General features: G+C 61.8%; 14 protein-coding genes and 1 other RNA gene. 6 read left to right on the top strand and 9 right to left on the bottom strand.

Annotated elements, in window-relative coordinates:
* Nucleotides 1-155: 155 nt before the first annotated feature.
* The 6 genes from ffs to AC0R79_RS10280 all read right to left on the bottom strand — a co-directional run bounded on the left by ffs (nucleotide 156) and on the right by AC0R79_RS10280 (nucleotide 9,416).
* Nucleotides 156-252, bottom strand: an RNA gene (gene ffs, locus AC0R79_RS10305) — signal recognition particle sRNA small type.
* Nucleotides 253-363: 111 nt separating this feature from the next.
* Nucleotides 364-1,530, bottom strand: coding sequence for a zinc-binding metallopeptidase family protein (locus AC0R79_RS10300; RefSeq protein WP_474734305.1), 1,167 nt, complete (start codon nucleotides 1,528-1,530; stop codon nucleotides 364-366).
* Nucleotides 1,531-1,695: 165 nt separating this feature from the next.
* On the bottom strand, nucleotides 1,696-4,053 hold the full coding sequence (gene ligA, locus AC0R79_RS10295; RefSeq protein ID WP_474734304.1) for an NAD-dependent DNA ligase LigA: 2,358 nt from the start codon (nucleotides 4,051-4,053) through the stop codon (nucleotides 1,696-1,698).
* 87 nt (nucleotides 4,054-4,140) lie between these two features.
* Nucleotides 4,141-5,007 (bottom strand): cell division protein ZipA, encoded by an 867-nt coding sequence (gene zipA / locus AC0R79_RS10290; RefSeq protein WP_474734302.1) that lies wholly within the window; start codon nucleotides 5,005-5,007, stop codon nucleotides 4,141-4,143.
* Nucleotides 5,008-5,265: 258 nt separating this feature from the next.
* Nucleotides 5,266-8,754, bottom strand: a complete 3,489-nt coding sequence (smc, locus tag AC0R79_RS10285) for a chromosome segregation protein SMC (protein ID WP_375746293.1) — start codon at nucleotides 8,752-8,754, stop codon at nucleotides 5,266-5,268.
* A gap of 2 nt (nucleotides 8,755-8,756) precedes the next feature.
* A complete protein-coding gene (locus AC0R79_RS10280; protein ID WP_007952019.1) occupies nucleotides 8,757-9,416 on the bottom strand; it encodes a GntR family transcriptional regulator in 660 nt (219 codons plus the stop codon).
* A 266-nt stretch (nucleotides 9,417-9,682) separates the two neighbouring features.
* Between AC0R79_RS10280 and xdhA the strand changes: the two genes are divergently transcribed.
* From xdhA to guaD, 4 genes are all read left to right on the top strand, one after another.
* The gene (gene xdhA / locus AC0R79_RS10275) at nucleotides 9,683-11,137 is read left to right on the top strand and encodes a xanthine dehydrogenase small subunit (RefSeq protein ID WP_007952021.1); all 1,455 of its coding nucleotides are present in this window, start codon (nucleotides 9,683-9,685) and stop codon (nucleotides 11,135-11,137) included.
* The gene (xdhB, locus tag AC0R79_RS10270) at nucleotides 11,130-13,529 is read left to right on the top strand and encodes a xanthine dehydrogenase molybdopterin binding subunit (protein WP_474734300.1); all 2,400 of its coding nucleotides are present in this window, start codon (nucleotides 11,130-11,132) and stop codon (nucleotides 13,527-13,529) included. The genes xdhA and xdhB overlap by 8 nt, the downstream gene beginning before the upstream one ends.
* A gap of 141 nt (nucleotides 13,530-13,670) precedes the next feature.
* Nucleotides 13,671-14,528: a xanthine dehydrogenase accessory protein XdhC gene (gene xdhC, locus AC0R79_RS10265; RefSeq protein ID WP_258713142.1), complete on the top strand. Its 858-nt coding sequence runs from the start codon at nucleotides 13,671-13,673 to the stop codon at nucleotides 14,526-14,528.
* 13 nt (nucleotides 14,529-14,541) lie between these two features.
* Nucleotides 14,542-15,846, top strand: a complete 1,305-nt coding sequence (guaD, locus tag AC0R79_RS10260; protein WP_474734298.1) for a guanine deaminase — start codon at nucleotides 14,542-14,544, stop codon at nucleotides 15,844-15,846.
* Between the two features lie 187 nt (nucleotides 15,847-16,033).
* On the opposite strand, the gene AC0R79_RS10255 is transcribed toward guaD, so the two are convergent.
* Nucleotides 16,034-16,798, bottom strand: coding sequence for a GntR family transcriptional regulator (locus AC0R79_RS10255; protein WP_007952027.1), 765 nt, complete (start codon nucleotides 16,796-16,798; stop codon nucleotides 16,034-16,036).
* A 224-nt stretch (nucleotides 16,799-17,022) separates the two neighbouring features.
* Here AC0R79_RS10255 and AC0R79_RS10250 point away from each other — a divergent pair, with 224 nt between their 5' ends.
* Nucleotides 17,023-18,213: a benzoate/H(+) symporter BenE family transporter gene (locus tag AC0R79_RS10250; protein ID WP_474734296.1), complete on the top strand. Its 1,191-nt coding sequence runs from the start codon at nucleotides 17,023-17,025 to the stop codon at nucleotides 18,211-18,213.
* Nucleotides 18,214-18,274: 61 nt separating this feature from the next.
* On the opposite strand, the gene AC0R79_RS10245 is transcribed toward AC0R79_RS10250, so the two are convergent.
* The gene (locus tag AC0R79_RS10245) at nucleotides 18,275-18,619 is read right to left on the bottom strand and encodes a YggL family protein (RefSeq protein WP_007952029.1); all 345 of its coding nucleotides are present in this window, start codon (nucleotides 18,617-18,619) and stop codon (nucleotides 18,275-18,277) included.
* Nucleotides 18,620-18,853: 234 nt separating this feature from the next.
* Here AC0R79_RS10245 and dacB point away from each other — a divergent pair, with 234 nt between their 5' ends.
* Nucleotides 18,854-20,314: a D-alanyl-D-alanine carboxypeptidase/D-alanyl-D-alanine endopeptidase gene (gene dacB / locus AC0R79_RS10240; RefSeq protein ID WP_007952030.1), complete on the top strand. Its 1,461-nt coding sequence runs from the start codon at nucleotides 18,854-18,856 to the stop codon at nucleotides 20,312-20,314.
* Nucleotides 20,315-20,504: 190 nt separating this feature from the next.
* Here the strand turns inward: dacB and AC0R79_RS10235 are convergent, their stop codons facing one another.
* Nucleotides 20,505-22,889 (bottom strand): sensor domain-containing diguanylate cyclase, encoded by a 2,385-nt coding sequence (locus AC0R79_RS10235; protein ID WP_474734294.1) that lies wholly within the window; start codon nucleotides 22,887-22,889, stop codon nucleotides 20,505-20,507.
* Nucleotides 22,890-22,922: the final 33 nt, after the last annotated feature.

Raw genomic sequence — 22,922 nt, 5'->3', positions numbered from 1 at the left:
ATGCGCGATTGAAGAGCAAATGATTACCCCGTGTCGACGCACTCGAGAGCAGGAGGTTTGGGTACGAACCGACAAATCGCAGGCATAAAAAAACCGCAGTGGGCGAAACCCATGCAGTTCAGTGTTGATTCGTTCGATGTTCGTTAAGGTGGTAACCCTACCAGCCACACCCCGGCACACAATGTTCCCGCTGTGGCTGCTGCCTTCCGGCTCTGACCAGGTTCACGGGTAATCGTTGCGGGGGGACCGATAGGGTCACCATAACGACACTCGCCTGTCGGCGAGCCGCGCCATTGTACCTATCTGAGACGAAGTTACAACCGCTGGTTGCAGATTAAAAATATGAAGGGCTTCAAGCACTTGCTATTGCGCCTGAAGCACCTCGTCCGCGCGGCCGCCCTCTTGCTGGATCACCAGATGAATGAAGTGCAGCTTGGCGATCGCCGCCGGCGGTAGCACGAACGGATAGAAATCCGGCTGGCCCATGCTGCGCGACAGCTCGTTGAGCATGCCGGCCAGTTCGATCCACGCGTTGACGAACGACAGAAACGCCGCGCCGCCGGGATGCTCGGGGTCGTACAGCGTGCTCGACGGAAACGGCTGGTAATCCAGGTCCATCTCCCGGGCACTCATGCCGAAACCCAGCGCCGTATCCACCGCGTCCATCATGTGCAGGTAATGCGCCCAGGTTTCCGCCCAGTCTTCCCACGGGTGCATGGTGGCGTAGGCGCTGACGTAGTGCTGCGACCAGTCCGCCGGCGCGCCCTGTTGATAATGTCGCTCCAGCGCCTCGGCATAACTGGCGCGTTCATCGCCGAACAGGTTGCGGAATGAACCGAGCCACGGGCCGTTGTCGATCAGGCGGTCCCAGTAGTAGTGCCCGACCTCATGGCGAAAATGCCCTAGCAGCGTGCGATAGGGTTCATGCATCTGCGCCCGGACCTGTTCACGGTGGGCGTCATCGGCTTCTTCGATGTCGAGAGTGATCAGGCCGTTGGCGTGGCCGGTCATCGGCGCGTTGCCTTGCAGATCGACGCCGATGAAATCGAAGGCCAGGCCGGTGGCTTCGTCGACGGTTTTCGGGACGACCGGCAGGCCGAGGCTGATCAGTTGCGCCACCAGCCGCCGCTTGGCGATTTCCACCTTGCGCCAGCGTTCGGGGTTTTCCGGGACGGACAGATCGGGAATGGTGCGATTCAGAGCGCAGGCCGCGCACAGGGTGTCGTGATCGTTGGCGGGCAGCAGCCAGTTGCAGGCCGCCGGGGTGTCGAGATTGGCGCAGCGCCGGAACAGCCCGGCCTCGGGGTCGACGTCCAGCGTCCAGGTGCCCTCTTGCGGCCCCGGTTGCAGCGAGGTCAGGCGACTGTGTTCCGGTTGATAACCCAGCGCCGCGGTGCAGGCCAGGCACTGACTGTTGCGAAAGAACAGCGACTGGCCGCAACGGCACGGCCAGATTTTGCTGTTGCGCGAGGATTCGCCCATGAACGGCGCGACGATGCGGGAACTGAGCTGCTCGAAAAAGCGGTACATGGCGATCTCTCCCTTGGGCTTGCCAAGACTAGATCATTCCTGCACGCAGATCGTTCCCACGCTCTGCGTGGGAATGCATACCGTGACGCTCTGCGTCACAGCGGACGCGGAGCGTCCGGGGCGGCATTCCCACGCGGAGCGTGGGAACGATCACCTGTCGATCAGTCAGGCGCTGATACCGTGTCCTTTCAGGAACGCGATAAACGCCTCTTCATCCATCACTTTCACGCCCAGTTCGTTGGCCTTGGTCAGTTTCGACCCGGCGCCCGGCCCGGCGACTACGCAATGGGTCTTGGCCGACACGGAGCCGGCGACCTTGGCGCCGAGGCTTTCCAGGTGCTCCTTGGCGACATCGCGGCTCATCAGCTCGACCTTGCCGGTCAGCACCCAGGTTTCGCCAGCCAGCGGCAGGCCTTCGACGACTTTCTTTTCGCTCTGCCAGTGCATGCCGAAATCGCGCAGTTGCTTCTCGGCGTCTTCAGCCAGTTGACGATGCTCGGGCAAGGCGAAAAACTCGCGAACCGAATTGGCCTGTTTCTCCGGCAACGCCTGGCGCATGTCCAGCCAGTCCGCGTTCATCACCCCTTCCAGCGATTCGAACTTGTCCGCCAGCTTCTGCGCCCCGCCCGGTCCGACCGAAGGAATGTGCAGTTTGTCGAGGAAACCGCCCAGCGTGGTGCTCGCAGCAAACTCGGCGCCCAGCTCGCCCTGATCCTGAATCTGCAAACCGTGACCCAGCAGCTCGGTGATCACCTGCTGGTTGTGCGCATCTTCGAAGAAGCTGTGAATCTCGTGCGCCACTTCCAGGCCGATGTCCGGCAAGTACGTCAGCACCTGCGGCAAGGCTTGCTGAACACGCTCCAGCGACCCGAGCGAACGTGCCAGAACCTTGGCTGTCTCCTCGCCGACATCCGGAATGCCCAGCGCATAGATGAAGCGCGCCAGACCCGGCTTCTTGCTGTCCTCGATGGCGGCCAGCAACTTGTTGCTCGAAACCTCGGCAAAGCCTTCGAGATCGACGATGTCCTCGAACTTCAGCGCGTAAAGATCAGCCGGCGAGCTGACCAGACCTTCGTCCACCAGTTGCTCGACGCTCTTGTCACCGAGGCCTTCGATGTCCATCGCGCGACGGGAGACGAAGTGAATGATCGCCTGCTTGAGCTGCGCACCGCAGGCCAGTCGGCCGACGCAGCGATACACCGCGCCCTCGCTGATGGTTTCCTTGCCCTTGCTGCGTTTGACCAGTTGCGTGCGTTCGACGTGGGAGCCGCAGACCGGGCAGCTCTCCGGAATCTGCACCGGCCGCGCGTCTTCCGGGCGACGCTCCATGACCACTTGCACCACTTGCGGAATCACATCACCGGCGCGGCGAATGATCACCGTGTCGCCGATCATCAGACCCAGTCGTGCGACTTCATCCATGTTGTGCAGCGTGGCGTTGGCCACGGTGACGCCGGCGACCTTGACCGGTTTCAGCCGTGCCACAGGCGTGACGGCGCCGGTGCGGCCGACCTGGAATTCCACGTCGAGCAGTTCGGTGAGTTCTTCCATGGCCGGGAATTTGTGGGCGATGGCCCAGCGCGGTTCGCGGGCGCGGAAGCCCAGTTCGCGCTGGTCGGCGATGCTGTTGACCTTGAACACCACACCGTCGATTTCATAGGCCAGCGAGTTACGGCGCTCGCCGATATCGCGGTAGTAATCCAGGCATTCGCCGATGCCCTTGGCCAGTTTCAATTCGTGGCTGATCGGCATGCCCCAGGCTTGCAGTTGCTTGAGGTTGCCGATGTGGGTGTCGGAAATATCGTGAGAGACCTGGCCGATGCCGTAGCAGCAGAACTCCAGCGGACGGTTGGCGGTGATCTTCGAATCCAGCTGACGCAGGCTGCCGGCGGCAGCGTTACGCGGGTTGGCGAAGGTCTTGCCGCCGACTTCCAGTTGCGAGGCGTTGAGACGTTCGAAACCGGCCTTGGACATGAACACTTCGCCGCGCACTTCCAGCGTCGCCGGCCAGCCTTCGCCATGCAGCTTCAGCGGGATGTTGCGCACCGTGCGCACGTTGACGCTGATGTCTTCGCCAGTGGTGCCGTCGCCGCGCGTGGCGCCGCGCACCAGCACGCCGTCCTGATACAACAGACTGACCGCCAGACCATCGAGTTTCGGCTCGCAGCTGTATTCCACCGCCGCCCCACCGCCGAACAGATCACCGGCCGGCAGGTCCAGACCTTCGGTCACCCGGCGGTCGAACTCGCGCATGTCGGTTTCTTCGAAGGCGTTGCCGAGGCTGAGCATCGGCACTTCGTGACGCACCTGAGTGAACGCGGTCAGCGCCACGCTGCCGACGCGCTGGGTCGGCGAGTCGCTGGTGATCAGTTCCGGGTTGGCCGCTTCCAGCGCCTTGAGCTCGTGGAACAACCGGTCGTACTCGGCATCCGGAATGCTCGGCTCATCGAGAACGTGGTAACGGTAGTTGTGCTGATCGAGTTCAGCGCGCAGCTCTAGAATGCGGTCTTTGGCGGCAGTCATGGGTGTTCTCTCATAAAGCAAAAGAGCAGCCGAGGCTGCTCAATCTATTTTGCCGATTGCCCCTTTATAGCGAGGCAACCTTTTCAATCAACGCTTCTGGGTCAGGGCGCGACGTTCAAATTCGACGATGCGCTGACGGTAGTGCTCGATGGTCTGCGCGGTCAGGACGCTGCGCTGGTCATCTTTCAATTCGCCGTTCAGTTCCTGGGACAGCTTGCGAGCTGCCGCCACCATCACATCGAAGGCCTGCTTCGGATGACGCGGGCCTGGCAGGCCGAGGAAGAAGCTCACCGCCGGGGTGCTGAAATGGTCGATGTCGTCCAGATCGAAGATGCCCGGTTTGACCGCGTTGGCCATGGAGAACAGTACTTCGCCGTTGCCAGCCATGCTTTCGTGACGGTGGAAGATATCCATCTCGCCGAAACGCAGACCGCTTTCCAGAATGTTCTGCAGCAGTGCCGGGCCCTTGAAGCCAGCCGGATCGCGGCAGATCACGCTGATCACCAGTACTTCTTCGGCTTGCGGCTGATCCTTGTCGGCCACTGCCGGCGACGACTTGGCGGCAGGCTCGACGAAATCATCGTCGCGGCTGCTGAAGCTCGGGCCGCCGTCCAGATCCAGATCGAGGTTCAGGTCGCCCTGGGCCGGACCGTTGCTGCCACGCTTGCCGCGCTTGGAAGCGGATTCGCGAGGCTCGCGGGCTTCGCGGGCCGGCATGCTCACCGATGGCAGATCGTGTTCGTCCAGCTGCGGCTCTTTATGGTTGTCCAGCACGCGGGCCGGGCCCAACAGCTCAGCGCTGGTGTCCTCGTCCGGCAGGTTGGACAGACTTCGGTCAAGACGGAATTTCAGTTTTCCCTTGCCGCCGCGCATACGGCGCCAGCCATCGAAAAGAATACCGGCTATCACAATGATGCCGATGACGATCAGCCACTCGCGCAGACCGATTTCCATGTAATCCCGTGCCTCTATAAAAAATGCTGAAAAATAAGGGGTTTACACTGTGCAAACCGCTTTAAAACGTGGCGCCAACTCTATGTTCTGACAGGCGTTTTGCCCACGTATACGAAAAATTGACATTAAACTAGCACGACCAAAGACAACTTTACACCGTCTGTCTCATTGGCTTGCGCGATTATGTCGATTGGCCAGCAAGTCGAAGCCGGTAAATATGTCCTACAGACTACAAATACCTTTTCCGACAGCGCCGGCTCAGGCATCCACCATCGCCATTGCCTCCTCGACATCCACGGCTACCAGTCGCGAACAACCCGGCTCGTGCATCGTCACACCCATCAACTGGTCAGCCATTTCCATGGCGATCTTGTTGTGGGTGATATAGATGAACTGCACGGTCTGCGACATCTCTTTGACCAATCGTGCGTAGCGTCCAACGTTAGCGTCATCCAGTGGTGCGTCAACCTCATCGAGCATGCAGAACGGCGCCGGATTCAACTTGAAGATCGCAAAAACCAGTGCCAGTGCCGTCAGGGCTTTCTCGCCGCCGGAGAGCAAATGGATGGTGCTGTTCTTCTTCCCGGGCGGCTGCGCCATGATCGTCACCCCTGTATCGAGTAGATCTTCGCCCGTCAGTTCCAAATACGCGCGTCCGCCACCGAAAACTTTCGGGAAAAGCGCCTGTAAACCGCCATTGATCTGATCAAAGGTATCTTTGAAACGGTTACGGGTTTCCTTGTCGATCTTGCGGATGACGTTTTCCAGAGTTTCGAGGGCTTCGACCAGATCGGCGTCCTGGGCATCCAGATAACGTTTACGCTCGGATTGTTGCGTGTATTCATCGATCGCCGCGAGGTTGATCGCGCCCAGGCGTTGAATCCGCGCGGCGATGCGTTCAAGTTCTTCTTCGGCAGCCTTCTCGCTGGCCTCGGCGGTCAGGGTGTTGAGCACGCCGTGCAGATCGTAGCCGTCTTCCAGCAGTTGATCCTGCAGGGCCTTGCGGCGCACGGTCAGGGCCTGCCATTCCATGCGTTGCTGTTCGAGCTGGCCACGGATCAACTGCGATTGCTGTTCGGCCTGGGTCCGGCGTTTTTCCGCGTCACGCAGTTCGCGGTCGGCGTCTTCGAGGGCGATCTGGGCGGTCTTGAGTTCGTCGTCGACGCTCATGCGCTTGTCGAGCAACTCTTCGAGTTTCAGACGCAGCTCTTCCAGCGGCGCCTCGCCCTCCTCCAGATTCAGGCTGAGCTGTTCACGCTTTTCGGTGAGGCGCTCGGCCTGCATTTCCAGACGTTCAAGGGCCTGACGCGTCGAATCATGTTGTGCACGCAGCGAACCCAGACGCACGGCCAATTGATGGGCGTGATCCTTGTGCTGACGGGCTTCCTGACGCACGCGATCCAGCCGTTCGCGCAGGCTGTCGCGCTGGGCCAGCAGCAATTCGCGCTGCTCGGTGTCGAGGGCCATGGCGTCGAGGGCGTCCTGCAACTGGATCCGCGCTTCGCCGATGTTTTCGTGTTCCAGTTCGCGCTGCTCGGCGAGCTCGACCAGTTCTTCGTCGAGGCGGGTGCGACGCAGATTCAACTGCTCAGCCTTGGCTTTGCCGGCGGACAGCTGAGCTTTCAACTCGCCTTGCTGACGAGCTTCGTCTTGCAGCAAGCGACGTAGATGTTCACGGCCGTTTTCCTGCTGACGCTGTTGCGCGCGCAGGGTTTGCAAACGGGCTTCCATGGCCTCGACCGTGGCTTCGCGCTCTTCGCGCTCCGCATGCAACGATTCGATTTCCTGCCCGCGCGCAAGCATGCCGCTTTCGGCTTCGCTGGCGCGGCGCACCCGCAGGAAATGCCGACCGACCCAGTAACCGTCGCGGCTGATCAGACTCTGCCCGGCAGCCAGTTGGCCGCGCAGGGCCAGCGCCTGCTCAAGGCTGTCGACCGGTTTGACCTGAGCGAGCCAAGGCGACAAATCCACCTGCGCCTCGACCTTGTCCAGCAGGCTGCCAGCCACGCGCACGCCGTCATTGCCGGGGCTGAGCAAACGCAGATCGCCCTGGGCGAAACCGGACAGATCGAAGCCGCCGAAATCATCCACCAGCACCGCTTGCAGGTCGGCGCCGAGCACGGTTTCCACCGCCAGCTCCCAACCGGCCTCGACCTTCAGGCCTTCGGCCAGACGCGGACGCTCGGTGAGGTTGTGCTCTTTCAGCCATTCAGCGGTGCCTGTGCCCGGATCGAGCGCGGCCTGCTGCAAGGCTTCCAGCGATGCGAGTCGACCATTGAGGCGCTGCAAATCGCCCTGCGCCTGTTGCTGCGCGGTCAATGCTTGCTGCAATTCCTGGCGCAGTTGCTCGAGCTTTTCGACCTGGGCTTCTTCGCTGGTCTGCAAATCTTCAAGGGTCGCTTCGGACTCGGCGAGCTGTTCGCTGAGCTCCATGATCGCCGCGTCTTCCGGATCGGCCGACAGCAGCGCCCGTTCTTCGCCCAGACGCTTTTGCCGATCGGCCAGACGCTCCATGCTGGTTTCCAGCTGCTGGATGCGCGACTGCTGCACTTCGGCCTGACGACGGGGTTCGGCGGCGGTCAGGTTGAAGGCGTCCCACTGCTCCTGCCAGCCGTGCATGACGGTTTCGGAATCTTCCAGCGCAGCAGCGGCTTCTTCGGCGGCGGCGTTGGTGATTTCCTGCTCGGGCGTCAGTTGATCGAGTTCTTCGCCGAGAGTCAGCAGTAAGGTGCGGTCGTGACCCAGGTGCGATTCGGTTTCGAGGCGTGCGCGTTCGGCTTCTTTCAGATCGTCCTGCAATTGGCGCAGACGCTGCTGGCCGTGCTGGATGCTCTGCTCGACCCGGGCGATGTCTCCGCCGACCGAATAGAAGCGCCCCTGCACCAGGTTGAAGCGCTCGGACAGGTCATGGTGACCGTCGCGCAGGCGTTCAATGGCCGCGTCGGCGTTGCGTTGCTCGGCGACCAACGCTTCGAAGCTGATTTCCTGGTTGCCGATGATCGATTCGCGCTGGCCGACCTGATCGTTCAGATCCTGCCAGCGCAGGGCCGACAGCTGCGCCTTGAGCTGGCGTTCTTCGGCTTTGTATTCCTGATACTTCTTGGCAGCCTCGGCCTGACGGTGCAGGCGTTCGAGCTGGCGCTCGAGCTCTTCGCGCAGGTCGGTCAGACGGGCAAGGTTTTCGTGGGTGCGGCGGATGCGGTTTTCAGTCTCGCGCCGACGCTCCTTGTACTTGGAAATGCCAGCGGCTTCTTCGATGAAGTTACGCAGGTCTTCGGGCTTGGACTCGATCAGCTTGGAGATCATCCCCTGCTCGATGATCGAGTAACTACGCGGGCCGAGGCCGGTGCCGAGGAAGATGTCGGTGATGTCACGACGACGGCATTTGGCGCCGTTGAGGTAATAAGTCGTCTGGCTGTCGCGGGTCACTTTGCGGCGAATCGAGATTTCCGCATACGCCGCCCACTCGCCCAGCAGCGTGCCGTCGGAGTTGTCGAACACCAGTTCGATGCTCGCCTGGCTCACCGGTTTACGGCTGGTCGAGCCGTTGAAGATGACGTCGGTCATCGACTCGCCGCGCAGGTTCTTGGCCGAGCTTTCGCCCATCACCCAGCGTACGGCGTCGATGATGTTCGACTTGCCGCAACCGTTCGGCCCGACGACTGCCGCCATGTTGCTGGGGAAGTTCACCGTGGTCGGATCGACGAAGGATTTGAACCCCGCCAGCTTGATGCACTTGAGCCGCAAGGTCAGGCAACCGTCAGGGCGGACACCACCAGATCGCAGCTGCGCTGGGCGTAAGCCGTCAGCACGATGCGGATCTGCGGCAGGTCACGGGCGAGGACGGCGGCCAGCAAGCGTTCGAACAGTTCGAGGAACTCGCTCATCTCGGCCTTGCGCTGCTCCAGTGCAAGGAAGTACGCGCGGCTCATGGCCGGTTGCAGGTTTTCCACCGTTTCTTGCAGGTACGGGTTGTTGGCGAACGGGTACGCGGCGCGCATCACGTTGAAGCTGTCGTCAACGAAGGTGCGGATGTCCTGACGCTCGTAGCTGGCGGTCAGGCGCTGCTGGATCTGCACGAACGGCGCCATGTCGGACTGGACTTGCCAGCCATTGGCCACCGCGTTGCCGAGCAGGATGTACAACTCGCTCATCAGCGTGCACAGGCTCTGCACCTTGTGCGCCGTAAGCTCGGTGACGTGGGCTCCGCGGCGCGGCAGGATCGCGATCAGGTGACGGCGCTCGAGGATCAGCAAGGCTTCGCGGACCGAGCCGCGGCTGACGTTCAGCGCCAGCGTGACCTTCTGTTCCTGGATACGCTCTCCCGGCTTCATTTCGCCGCGAATGATCCGTTCGGCGAGGTGGTGAGCGATTTGCTCGGCGAGGCTGTCCGGCGCCTTGAACGTCATGGTTGTCCTTCAAACTCTTCGATCTGCACAAGCGGCGCAGTGTAGCGCAATGCGCGGTCATGGCGGAGTGCCCGCACAGCGGTTTTTGGCACGAATCCCGCAAAAAAGCGCTTGATCCAATGAGGGTCAATACTGAAGAGACACGTGGTTGAGCGACAAAACGGTTTTTCCTGACCTTTAAGTCAGAAAACCATTGACCGAAAAGTCAGACCTGCTAAATTCGGCTCAAGTCGCTCAACAACAATAATGAGTCTGCGAGGCCTTCCGTGATCCAGTTTTTACTTAACCAGGAACTCCGTAGCGAGCACGCCCTGGACCCGAACCTGACTGTGCTCAACTACCTGCGCGAACACGTGGGCAAATCCGGCACCAAAGAAGGCTGCGCCAGCGGTGACTGCGGCGCCTGTACGGTGGTGGTCGGCGAGTTGCAGACGGATGACGATGGCCGCGAGCACATTCGCTATCGCAGCCTCAACTCGTGCCTGACGTTCGTATCGTCCCTGCACGGCAAGCAATTGATCAGCGTCGAAGACCTCAAGCACAAGGGCGAACTGCACAGCGTGCAGAAAGCCATGGTCGAGTGCCACGGTTCGCAGTGCGGTTTCTGCACCCCCGGTTTCGTGATGTCGCTGTTCGCCCTGCAAAAGAACAGCGATGCACCGGATCATGCCAAGGCCCACGAAGCGCTGGCCGGCAACCTCTGCCGCTGCACCGGTTACCGGCCGATTCTGGCCGCTGCCGAACAATCCTGCTGCGGCAAGCAACCGGACCAGTTCGACGCCCGCGAAGCGGAAACCATCTCCCGCCTCAAAGCCATTGCCCCGACATCGATCGGCGAACTCAACAGCGGCGACAAACGCTGCCTGGTGCCGCTGACCGTCGCCGATCTGGCCGATCTCTACGACGCTTATCCACAGGCTCGCCTGCTGGCCGGCGGCACTGATCTGGCGCTGGAAGTCACTCAGTTCCACCGCACGCTGCCGGTGATGATCTACGTCGGCAACGTCGCCGAAATGAAGCGCATCGAGCACTTCGAAGATCGCATTGAAATCGGCGCCGCCACCGCCCTCTCCGACTGCTACGAAGCGCTGAACGCCGAGTACCCGGACTTCGGCGAACTGCTGCACCGCTTCGCCTCCCTGCAAATTCGCAACCAGGGCACCCTCGGCGGCAACATCGGCAACGCCTCGCCGATCGGTGACTCGCCACCGCTGCTGATCGCCCTCGGCGCGCAGATCGTGCTGTGCAAGGGCGAGACCCGCCGCACGCTGGCCCTCGAGGATTACTTCATCGATTACCGGGTCACCGCGCGTCAGGAAAGCGAGTTCATCGAGAAAATCATCGTGCCTCGCGCCACGGCCGAGCAGCGCTTCCGCGCCTACAAAGTCTCCAAGCGTCTGGACGATGACATTTCTGCCGTCTGCGCCGCGTTCAATCTGCGTGTCGAGAACGGCGTGATCACCGACGCCCGCGTCGCCTTCGGCGGAATGGCCGCGATCCCGAAACGCGCCGCTCACTGTGAAGCCGTGCTGCTCGGTCAGCCGTTCAACAATGCCGTCGTCGAACGTGCCTGCACCGCGCTGGGCGAGGATTTCACCCCGCTCTCGGACTTCCGCGCCAGCAAGGAATACCGCCTGCTCAGCGCGCAGAACCTGCTGCGCAAATACTTCATCGAACTGCAAACACCGCACATCGAGACTCGGGTGACCGCTTATGTCTAACCATCACGGCGTAGAGAAAACTCAAGCTGAACTGGCTGAATTGTTCGCCAAAGACCTGACCTCTGGCGTCGGCCGCAGCGTCAAACACGACAGCGCCGCCAAGCATGTGTCCGGTGAAGCGCAGTACATCGATGACCGCCTGGAATTCCCCAACCAGTTGCACGTTTACGCACGGCTGTCGGATCGCGCCCACGCGAAAATCATCAGCATCGACACAAAGCCCTGCTATGCCTTCGAAGGCGTGCGCATCGCCATCACCCACGAAGACGTGCCGGGCCTGAAAGACATCGGTCCGCTGCTACCGGGCGATCCGCTGCTGGCCATCGATGACGTGCAGTTCGTCGGTCAACCGGTGCTGGCCGTGGCCGCGAAAGACCTGGAAACCGCACGCAAGGCCGCCATGGCCGCGATCATCGAATACGAAGATCTGGAGCCGGTGCTGGACGTGGTCGAAGCCCTGCGCAAGCGCCATTTCGTGCTCGACAGCCACACCCATCAGCGCGGCGATTCGACCACCGCACTGGCCACGGCCGAACATCGCATTCAGGGCACGCTGCACATCGGCGGCCAGGAACACTTCTATCTGGAGACGCAGATCTCCTCGGTGATGCCGACCGAAGACGGCGGCATGATCGTCTACTGCTCGACCCAGAACCCCACCGAAGTGCAGAAACTGGTGGCCGAAGTTCTCGACGTTTCGATGAACAAAATCGTGGTCGACATGCGCCGCATGGGCGGTGGTTTCGGCGGGAAGGAAACCCAGGCTGCGAGCCCGGCCTGCCTGTGTGCGGTGATCGCGCACCTCACCGGCCAACCGACCAAGATGCGTCTGCCACGGGTCGAAGACATGCTGATGACCGGCAAGCGTCACCCGTTCTACGTCGAGTACGACGTCGGCTTCGACAGCACAGGGCGCCTGCACGGCATCGCGATGGATCTGGCCGGTAACTGCGGCTGCTCGCCTGACCTGTCGGCCTCGATCGTTGACCGGGCGATGTTCCACTCGGACAACTCGTACTACCTCGGCGATGCGACCATCAACGGTCACCGCTGCAAGACCAACACAGCGTCGAACACTGCGTACCGTGGTTTCGGCGGCCCGCAAGGGATGGTCGCGATCGAAGAAGTGATGGACGCCATCGCCCGTCACCTCAACCTCGATCCACTGGCCGTGCGCAAGGCCAACTACTACGGCAAGACCGAGCGCAACGTCACCCATTACTACCAGACCGTCGAGCACAACATGCTCGAAGAGATGACCGCCGAACTGGAAGAAAGCAGCCAGTACGCCGAGCGCCGCGAAGCGATCCGTCGCTACAACGCCAACAGCCCGATCCTGAAAAAAGGCCTCGCGCTGACCCCGGTAAAATTCGGCATTTCCTTCACTGCCAGCTTCCTCAACCAGGCCGGTGCCTTGGTGCACGTCTACACCGACGGCAGCATCCACCTGAACCACGGCGGCACGGAAATGGGCCAGGGTCTGAACACCAAAGTCGCGCAGGTCGTGGCCGAAGTGTTCCAGGTGGAAATGGACCGCGTGCAGATCACCGCGACCAACACCGACAAGGTGCCGAACACCTCGCCGACCGCGGCCTCCAGCGGCGCCGACCTGAACGGTAAAGCCGCGCAGAACGCTGCCGAGATCATCAAGCAGCGACTGGTCGAATTCGCCGCGCGGCACTACAAGGTCAGCGAAGAGGACGTGGAATTCCACAACGGTCATGTGCGGGTTCGTGACCACATCCTGACCTTCGAAGCGCTGATCCAGCTGGCGTATTTCAATCAGGTGTCGCTGTCGAGCACCGGGTTCTACAAGACGCCGAAAATCTACTACGACCGCAGCCAGGCCCGTGGTCGGCCGTTCTACTACTTCGCCTTCGGCGCGGCGTGCTGCGAAGTGATCGTCGACACCTTGACCGGCGAGTACAAGATGCTCCGTACCGATATCCTCCACGACGTCGGCGCCTCGCTGAACCCGGCCATCGACATCGGCCAGGTCGAGGGCGGTTTCGTTCAGGGCATGGGCTGGCTGACCATGGAAGAACTGGTGTGGAACAACAAGGGCAAGCTGATGACCAACGGCCCGGCCAGCTACAAGATCCCGGCCGTGGCGGACATGCCGCTGGATCTGCGGGTGAGGCTGGTGGAAAACCGCAAGAACCCGGAAGACACCGTGTTCCACTCCAAGGCTGTGGGTGAGCCGCCGTTCATGCTCGGCATCGCCGCGTGGTGTGCGATCAAGGATGCGGTGGCCAGCCTCGGCGACTACAAGCATCAGCCGAAGATCGACGCGCCGGCGACCCCGGAGCGGGTGTTGTGGGGTTGCGAGCAGATGCGTCAGCTCAAGGCGGTGAAAACCGTAGAAGCTGAAACCGAGCTGGCTCCGCTCTGATGATCGTTCCCACGCTCTGCGTGGGAATGCAGCCCGCGACGCTCTGCGTCGCATCCTGAACAGCGGACGCGGAGCGTCCAGTGATGCATTCCCACGCGACGGTTCGACGCCTCGACGTGGGAACGATCTGAGAGGTGAGATATGTACAACTGGATCGACGCCCTCGCCGACCTGCAGAACCAGGGCGAACCTTGTGTTCTGGTGACGATCATCGAAGAGCTCGGCTCGACGCCGCGCAATGCCGGCTCGAAGATGGTCGTCAGCGCCCGCCAGACCTTCGACACCATCGGTGGCGGGCACCTGGAATACAAAGCCATGCAGATCGCCCGCGAGATGCTCGCCAGCGGCAAGCAGGACACTCATCTGGAGCGCTTCAGCCTCGGCGCCAGCCTTGGCCAGTGCTGCGGCGGCGCCACAGTGCTGCTGTTCGAACCGATGGGCCAGGTGCAGGCGCAGATCGCCGTGTTCGGCGCCGGTCATGTCGGCCGCGCGCTGGTGCCGCTGCTCGCCAGCCTGCCCTGCCGGGTGCGCTGGATCGATTCCCGGGAAGAGGAATTTCCCGAACAGATTCCCCACGGCGTGCGCAAAATCGTCGCCGAGGAGCCTGTGGATGAAATCGACGACCTGCCCGCCGGCAGTTACTGCATCGTCATGACCCACAACCATCAGCTGGATCTGGAACTCACCGCCGCGATCCTCAAGCGCAACGACTTCACCTGGTTCGGCCTGATCGGCTCGAAAACCAAACGGGCCAAGTTCGAACACCGTTTGCGTGATCGTGGTTTCGACGCCAGTGTCGTGCAACGCATGCGCTGCCCGATGGGCATCGGCGAAGTCAAAGGCAAGTTGCCTGTGGAAATCGCCATCTCCATCGCCGGCGAAATCATCGCCACCTATAACGCCAATTTCGGCCAGCACACCGCCAGTGCCGAACCGATTGCCAAACTGCTGCCGGTTTCGCGCCGCAGTCAGGCCGCCTCACTCAAAGCCTCAAACTGATTAGAGAACCCTCATGCCTCTGACTCGCAAAGCCTACCGCGCCGCCATCCTGCACAGCATCGCCGACCCTGCCGAGGTCGGCATCGAAGCCTCCTACGAGTATTTCGAGGACGGCCTGCTGGTGGTCGATGACGGCAAGATCAGCGCCCTCGGCCACGCCAGCGAACTGCTGCCGACCCTGCCGGCGGACATCGAGATCACGCATCACAAGGATGCGCTGATCACCCCGGGCTTCATCGACACCCACATTCACTTGCCGCAGACCGGCATGGTCGGCGCCTACGGCGAGCAACTGCTGGACTGGCTGAACACCTACACCTTCCCGTGCGAAAGCCAGTTCGCCGACAAGGCCCACGCCGATGAAGTGGCGGACATTTTCATCAAGGAACTGCTGCGCAACGGCACCACCACCGCGCTGGTGTTCGGCAGCGTGCACCCGCAATCGGTGAACTCGTTCTTCGAAGCGGCCGAGAAGCTGGATCTGCGAATGATCGCCGGCAAGGTGATGATGGACCGCAACGCACCGGACTACCTGACCGACACCCCGGAATCGAGCTACGTCGACAGCAAGGCGCTGATCGAGCGCTGGCACGGCAAGGGTCGTCTGCACTATGCGGTCACCCCGCGTTTCGCCCCGACCAGCACCCCGGAACAGCTGACCCTCGCTGGGCAGCTGCTCAGTGAATACCCGGATCTGTACATGCAGACCCACATCAGCGAAAACCTCAAGGAAGTCGAGTGGGTCAAGGAGCTGTTCCCGGAGCGCAAGGGTTATCTGGACGTCTACGACCACTATCAATTGCTCGGCGAGCGTTCGGTGTTCGCCCATGGCGTGCACCTGTGCGACGACGAATGCGCGCGCCTGGCGCAGACCGGTTCGGCGGTCGCGTTCTGCCCGACCTCGAACTTCTTCCTCGGCAGCGGCCTGTTCAACCTGCCGATGGCCGAGAAGCACAAACTGAACGTCGGCCTCGGGACTGACGTCGGCGGCGGCACCAGTTTCTCGCTGCTGCAAACCCTGAACGAAGCCTACAAAGTGATGCAGTTGCAAGGTGCGCGCCTGAGCCCGTTCAAGTCGCTGTACCTCGCCACCCTCGGCGGCGCGCGGGCGCTGCGTCTGGAAGACAGGATCGGCAACCTGCAACCGGGCTCCGACGCCGACTTCCTGGTGCTGGACTACAACGCCACGCCGCTGCTGAGCTACCGCTTGAAGCAGGCCAACAACATCGCCGAAACGCTGTTCGTGCTGATGACCCTGGGCGATGACCGCACTGTGGCTCAGACCTATGCAGCAGGTACGCTGGTACACCAGCGCTAACTGATTGCTCGATCGTTCCCACGCTCTGCGTGGGAATGCCTCTGGGGACGCTCCGCGTCCAGTGACGCAGAGCGTCACGGGCTGCATTCCCACGCGGAGCGTGGGAACGATCATCACGATCAGACGGACAAAAAAAATCCCCCGGTACTTTGCAGTCCGGGGGATTTTTATTGCCTGTCGATTCGCCTCAGAGCTTGACCGCCGGCCGCCCCGGCTTCTTGGTCTGCAACAGGTGCGAGAACACTGCATGCAGATCGTCCGAAGCACTTTCCTCGTCGAGGTTGAGCTTGCTGTCGATGTGATCCATGTGATGCATCATCAGGTCCACCGCCAGCTCGCCGTTGCGCGCTTCGATGGCGTCGATCAACTGGGTGTGCTCGTCGTAGGAACAGTGCGAGCGGTTGCCGCTTTCATATTGGGCGATGATCAGCGACGTCTGCGAAACCAGGCTGCGCTGGAAGCTGATCAATGGCGCGTTCTTCGCCGCTTCCGCCAGTTTCAGGTGGAATTCGCCGGAGAGACGGATGCCGGCACCGCGATCGCCGCGGGAGAAGCTGTCGCGTTCGTCGTTGACCATCTGGCGCAGTTCGGCGATCTGCTCGGCGGTGGCGTGCTGCACCGCCAGCTCGGTGATCGCGCGCTCCACCAGACGTCGGGCGAGGAACACCTGACGCGCTTCTTCAACACTCGGGCTGGCGACGACCGCGCCACGGTTCGGCCGCAACAGCACCACGCCTTCATGGGCCAGACGCGAGAGCGCGCGGCGAATGATGGTGCGGCTGACCCCGAAAATTTCCCCCAGCGCTTCTTCGCTCAACTTTGTGCCGGGCGCCAGACGCTGTTCGAGGATGGCCTCGAAGATATGCGCATAGACAATATCGTCCTGGGTTCCGCTGCGGCCGGCTTTGCCTGCTCGCGGTTGTTTCTTGAGGGGTTGCAACTGTTCGTTCATGGGCACTCGAGTCGGGAAGAACGGCGGCGAATTGACCGTGACTGTAATACGGCACAGTGGGTCGCTGGCAAGTATCGCGTAAAAAACAGCGCGATTGTACACAATGGAAGGTGGCAACACGACTGTACGGCTGTTTGCGGCTTTGGCTGTATTGCAACGCTCCGTTACGTTTGAGTTTAGGCTTAAACCCGAAATCCGTGGCTTGAACAAGGAACGCCGCTGTCATGAACGAAATTACCCACACCCGACTGCGCCCGCTGGCGGACACATCGCCCTCCGCCATCGTCGCCGGGTTCATCGCGATGATGACCGGCTACACCAGCTCGCTGGTGCTGATGTTCCAGGCAGGGCAAGCGGCGGGCCTGACCAGCGGGCAGATTTCGTCGTGGATCTGGGCGATCTCCATCGGCATGGCAGTGTGTTCGATCGGTCTGTCCCTGCGGTATCGCACGCCAATCACCATCGCTTGGTCTACACCCGGCGCAGCGCTGTTGATCACCAGCCTTGGCGGCGTTACCTACGGCGAGGCCATCGGCGCCTACATCACCTGCGCGGTGCTGGTGACGATTTGCGGCCTGACCGGCAGCTTCGAACGGCTGGTGAAAAAGATCCCGGCCTCCCTCGCCGCCGCGCTGCTGGCGGGGATTCTGTTCAAGATCGGCAGCGAAATTTTCGTCGCCGCGCAACACCGCACCGGCCTGGTGCTGGGCATGTTCTTCACTTATCTCATCGTCAAACGCCTGTCGCCACGCTATGCGGTGCTCGCTGCGCTGCTGATCGGCACCGCGCTGTCGGGTCTCATGGGGCTGCTGGATTTCAGCGGTTTTCATCTGGAAGTGGCGACACCGGTCTGGACCACGCCGCACTTTTCCCTGGCCGCGACCATCAGCATCGGCATTCCGCTGTTTGTGGTAGCGATGACCTCGCAAAACATGCCCGGCATCGCCGTGCTACGCGCCGACGGCTACAACGTCCCGGCCTCGCCGCTGATTACCACCACCGGCATCGCGTCGCTGCTGCTGGCGCCGTTTGGTTCCCACGGCATAAACCTGGCAGCCATCAGCGCGGCGATCTGCACCGGGCCGCATGCCCATGAAGATCGCAACAAACGCTACACCGCTGCGGTGTGGTGCGGGATTTTCTACGGGATTGCCGGGGTGTTCGGCGCCACCCTGGCGGCACTGTTTGCCGCGCTGCCGAAGGAGCTGGTGCTGTCGATTGCTGCTTTGGCGCTGTTCGGCTCGATCATCAACGGCTTGAGCATCGCCATGACCGAGGTGAAGGAACGGGAAGCGGCGCTGATCACCTTCATGGTCACGGCGTCGGGGCTGACGCTGTTTTCCATCGGTTCGGCGTTCTGGGGGATTGTCGCGGGGGTGTTGACCTTGCTGATTCTCAACTGGCGCAAGGCCTGAGGCCTGGTTAAAAAGCAGGCATAAAAAAACGGCGACCCTCAGGTCGCCGTTTTTTTCAGTATCACTTGGCCGCGTTGATCGGCTTTTCCGGATACCAAACGTCCAGCAGCGGGCTGATTTCAGTAGAAGTCAGCTCGGAGCGGGTTTTCAGCCAGGCTTCAACAGCAGCGCGCTGCTCTTCGGAGACCGAACCACGCTTCTGCAGGCAAACCAGACCGAAGTCGTCGCCGCCGACATAGCCCAGACCGTTGGCTTCCATGGCTTCTTTGATGAATGCTTCGAGGAAAGCGTCAATGGCTTCTTCGGACAGGTCTTCTTTGAAGCCCAGGTTCAGTTCGAAACCCAGCTCTTGAAATTCATCGACGCACAGTTTTTTGCGCAGACGCTGGGAACGGTTAGTCGCCATTGGAACAATCCTCTTAAGTAATAACGGCCGGCACTTTACCAGTTTAAGCCGGCGATTGCCCGACTCTCTGGGACGTGCGTGCGACCGCCTGTAAAAAAATAACGAATTGGCGCCCTTGCGAAAGGCACAAGCTGTTACACCTTGGGGCATAATGCCGACACTTTCATGACCACTGAGGGCCTTTTCATCCATGTCCTCGTCTTTTTTCCCCTCGGCTGTAGGGTTTTATTTCATATGATCAAATCGTTGCGTCCTCTGCTTCTGGCCGGTCTTCTTCTGCCGCTGGCCCTGCCCGTCTCCGCTGCCACCATCAACACCGCCCTGACCCCCAACGTCGAAAAAGCCCTCAAGGCCAGCAAGCTGCAGCCCACTGCCCTGTCGCTGGTGATGGTGCCGCTGGACGGCCCGGGCACGCCGACCGTGTACAACGCCGACGTGTCGGTCAACCCGGCCTCGACCATGAAGCTGGTCACCACGTACGCGGCGCTGGAAATGCTCGGCCCCAACCATCAGTGGAAAACCGAGTTCTACACCGACGGCGACCTGAACGGCGGGATCCTCAACGGCAACCTCTACCTCAAGGGTGGCGGCGATCCGAAGCTGAACATGGAAAAACTCTGGCTGCTGATGCGCGACCTGCGTGCCAACGGCGTGACCCAGGTCACCGGTGATCTGGTGCTCGACCGCAGCTTCTTCGTGCAGCCGCAACTGCCGGAATTCAACGATGACGGCAACGACGAGAACAAGCCGTTCCTGGTCAAGCCGGATTCGCTGCTGGTCAACCTCAAGGCCCTGCGCTTCGTGGCCCGCAACGACAATGGCCGGGTGTTGATCTCGGTCGAACCGCCGATTGCCAGCATCAACATCGAAAACACCGTCAAAGCGCTCAACTCCAAACAATGCACCGGCGGCGTGCGCTACAACCCGGTGCCGCAGGCCGATGGCAGCGTGACCGTGACCGTGGCCGGCCAGTTGGGCGAAGGCTGCAGCTCGCAGACTTACCTGTCGCTGCTCGACCACGCGACCTACACCGCCGGCGCCGTGCGGGCGATCTGGAAAGAACTGGGCGGCAGCATCCAGGGCAAGGATCGTCTGGCCCCGACGCCGAGCAGCGCCAAAGTGCTGGCCCGCGCGTTCTCGCCGGATCTGGCGGAAATCATCCGCGACATCAACAAGTACAGTAACAACACCATGGCTCAGCAGCTGTTCCTGAGCCTGGGCCAGAAATTCCGCAACGACGCCGACGGCGATGACGCCAAGGCCGCGCAACGCGTGGTCCGTCAGTGGCTGGCGAAGAAGGGCATCACCGCGCCGCACCTGGTGATGGAGAACGGCTCCGGTCTGTCGCGTTCCGAGCGAGTCAGCGCCCGTGAAATGGCCAGCATGCTGCAAGCGGCCTGGCACAGCCCTTACGCCGCCGAATACATCAGCTCGCTGCCGATTGCCGGGACCGACGGCACCATGCGCAAACGCCTGAAAACCACCGCGATGCGCGGCGAAGCCCACGTCAAGACAGGCACCCTGAACACTGTTCGAGCGATTGCGGGCTTCAGCCGCGACGTCAACGGCAACACTTGGGCGGTGGTGGCGATCCTCAACGACAAGGCCCCGTTCGGCGCGTCATCGGTGCTGGATCAGGTGCTGCTGGATCTTTATAAACAGCCACGGACGCCGCAGACCGCTTCGGTTCTGTAATCCCCGTAAATGATTGTTCCCACGCTCTGCGTGGGAACAATCATCACAGCCGAAACTGCGCCCCCCCCCAAACCTGATTGTTCCCACGCTCCGCGTGGGAATACAGCCCGTGACGCTCTGCGTCACTGGACGCGGAGCGTCCCCGGAGGCATTCCCACGCAGAGCGTGGGAACGATCACGGGCTCGATATCTAGTTCATCTGCCGCTCAACCCGATCCCGTCCGCCCTGTTTCGCCGCATAAACCCCGGAATCCGCCCGCAGCAACAACGCGTCCGCACCCTCCCCGGGTCGCCAACTGGCAATCCCGAAACTGGCCGTCACCACCCCCACCACGTCGATTGGCGCACTGCGCAGGCTGTGCCATAACTCCTCGGCCAGCATGTGAGCGTGATCGCCGTCGATGTCCGGGCACAGCACCATGAACTCTTCGCCGCCCAACCGGCAGAACACGTCGGTACGCCGCAGCCGATGGCCGATGCGCTCGCAGACCGCCTGCAAAACCCGGTCGCCCGCTGCGTGACCGTACTGATCGTTGATCCGCTTGAAGTGGTCGATGTCGAGCATGATCACCGACAACTCGCCACCGCCACGCTCGACCCGGGCCATTTCAGTGGTCAGGCGCTCTTGAAAGTAGCGTCGGTTGTGAATGCCAGTCAGGGCATCGGTCACCGAGAGGGCACGCAACTCCTCTTCGACGCGCTTCAGGTCGGAGATGTCGGAGATATAACCGTGCCACAGCACGCCGCCGCCCGGCAGTTCCTCCGGAGTCGCCTCACCGCGAACCCAGCGCAGGCCGCGCTCCGGTAACTGCACGCGGTACTCCTCGCGCCATGGACTGAGGTTGTCCGCCGAGGCGCGGATCGACTTGCGCACACGGCTGACGTCCTGTGGGTGGATGCGCGTGAAAATGGCTTCGGCGTTGAGCAGCAGCACGTCCGGCTCCAGCTCGTAGATCTCGCGGATGCCGTCGCTGGCGTAGATCACGCTGAAGCGACCGTCGAACTCCATCTTGAATTGATAGATCCCGCCGGGAACGTGGGCGCTGAGTTTCTTCAACAGCACGTCCCGCGCGGCCAGCGCTTCGTGCACGCGCTTGCGCTCGGTGATGTCGATGCAGATCGCCAGATGCCCGACCCACAGCCCCTGCTCGTCCAGCACCGGGGTGGCCAGCATGTTCACTGGAATGTGGCTGCCGTCCTTGCGCACCAGCGTCCATTCCCGCGCCTCGTGCCCGCCGACTTCGCCCCCCTCCACCAACATCGCCTGACAGGTCGGAATGGTTTTGCCATAACGAGCGCTGAGCTCCGCCGCGCGGGCCACCAGCTCCCGGGGAAAGTGCAGGTTTTCCAGGGTCATGTGGCCGACCACTTCGCTGCTGAGATAACCGAGCATCTGCTCGGCACCGGGGTTGAAGGTGTTGATCACCCCGCGCAGGTCGGTGGCGATGATTGCCACCTGGGTCGCCGCGTTGAGCACCCCGCGCAACTGGCCGTGGGTGCCGCGCAGTTCCTGTTCACGTTCATGCAGCTCCTGGGTGCGCAACTCGACCATGCGCAACGCACGCTGGCGCTGACTGACCAGCACATAAAGCAACGCGCTCAGCAGCAGACTGAGCAATCCGCCCAGCACCACCACGCTGCCAACCGACGAATGGTTGGCCTGCATGAACGCTTCGCTGGGCAGGATATCCACCTGATAGTCGTGATCGGCCATGCGCACCAATCGAGTGGCCGACAGATCGCTCGGCGCCGGCTCATTGGTCGATTCGAACAGTACTTCATGCTGATCGTTGGTGGACAGATCGAGGATGCGCACCGACAGATAGTCATGAAACGCATCCGGCAATCCGTCCGCCAGCAGCTGACGCATGCTGATGACGGCCATCACGTAGCCGAACGACTTTGTCTCGCCGGGACGCACCACCGGCCCGACCAACAGCACGCCGCGCGCGTAGGCCGGCTCGATCGCCACCAGATGCATCGGCTGCGAGACCGCCAGGCCGCCAATCTGGTCGGCGCGCTCCAGGGTCGTGCGGCGCAGCGGCTGGGCCAGCAAGTCGTAACCCAGTGGCGAGCCGAGCCGGCTCTGGGTCTGGCTGTACAACACCACCACGTATTCATCGCGGGCCGCGGCCAGTTGCAGCTCGCCGCGGGCATTGAGTTCGCGCACGCTGAAGGTGCTCAGGCCTTCATCCCGCGCCCGCTGTTCAAAGGCTGCACGCTCGGCGCCGCTCACCCGCAGGGCGAACGAATAGGCCTGGGTGCGCAGTAATAAAGGTTGGGTGTAGCCGTCGAATTCGGCGCGGGACACCGATTCGGAGTTGGCGAAGAACCGGCGCAGCCCGTCGAGGCGTTGCTCCTGATCCTGAAAACGTTCTTCGATGCGGCTGTAGCGCTCATTGGCCAATAGCTGAAAGCGTTGGCGCAACTGGCTATGAAACTGATTGAGGGTGCCCCAGGCGAGCAGCCCCGTGAGAATCCCGCCGGCGAGCAATACCAGCAGCGCGACCAGCCAGGCCGAGACTTCTTCGCTGATAAAACCCAATATCTTCGGGCGCACGGGGTGCAACGACATAAAAGCCACTCACTACGTCAGCATCTGCGGGAA

The organism is Pseudomonas sp. HD57-3 (assembly GCF_056113135.1).
This window is presented reverse-complemented; position numbering and strand designations above follow the sequence as displayed.

Coding starts and splice junctions, on each gene's coding strand:
- AC0R79_RS10300 (WP_474734305.1), bottom strand. CDS start 1,530: ATGTACCGCTTTTTCGAGCAGCTCAGTTCCCGCATCGTCGCGCCGTTC.
- ligA (WP_474734304.1), bottom strand. CDS start 4,053: ATGACTGCCGCCAAAGACCGCATTCTAGAGCTGCGCGCTGAACTCGAT.
- zipA (WP_474734302.1), bottom strand. CDS start 5,007: ATGGAAATCGGTCTGCGCGAGTGGCTGATCGTCATCGGCATCATTGTG.
- AC0R79_RS10280 (WP_007952019.1), bottom strand. CDS start 9,416: ATGACGTTCAAGGCGCCGGACAGCCTCGCCGAGCAAATCGCTCACCAC.
- xdhB (WP_474734300.1), top strand. CDS start 11,130: ATGTCTAACCATCACGGCGTAGAGAAAACTCAAGCTGAACTGGCTGAA.
- xdhC (WP_258713142.1), top strand. CDS start 13,671: ATGTACAACTGGATCGACGCCCTCGCCGACCTGCAGAACCAGGGCGAA.
- guaD (WP_474734298.1), top strand. CDS start 14,542: ATGCCTCTGACTCGCAAAGCCTACCGCGCCGCCATCCTGCACAGCATC.
- AC0R79_RS10255 (WP_007952027.1), bottom strand. CDS start 16,798: ATGAACGAACAGTTGCAACCCCTCAAGAAACAACCGCGAGCAGGCAAA.
- AC0R79_RS10250 (WP_474734296.1), top strand. CDS start 17,023: ATGAACGAAATTACCCACACCCGACTGCGCCCGCTGGCGGACACATCG.
- AC0R79_RS10245 (WP_007952029.1), bottom strand. CDS start 18,619: ATGGCGACTAACCGTTCCCAGCGTCTGCGCAAAAAACTGTGCGTCGAT.
- dacB (WP_007952030.1), top strand. CDS start 18,854: ATGATCAAATCGTTGCGTCCTCTGCTTCTGGCCGGTCTTCTTCTGCCG.
- AC0R79_RS10235 (WP_474734294.1), bottom strand. CDS start 22,889: ATGTCGTTGCACCCCGTGCGCCCGAAGATATTGGGTTTTATCAGCGAA.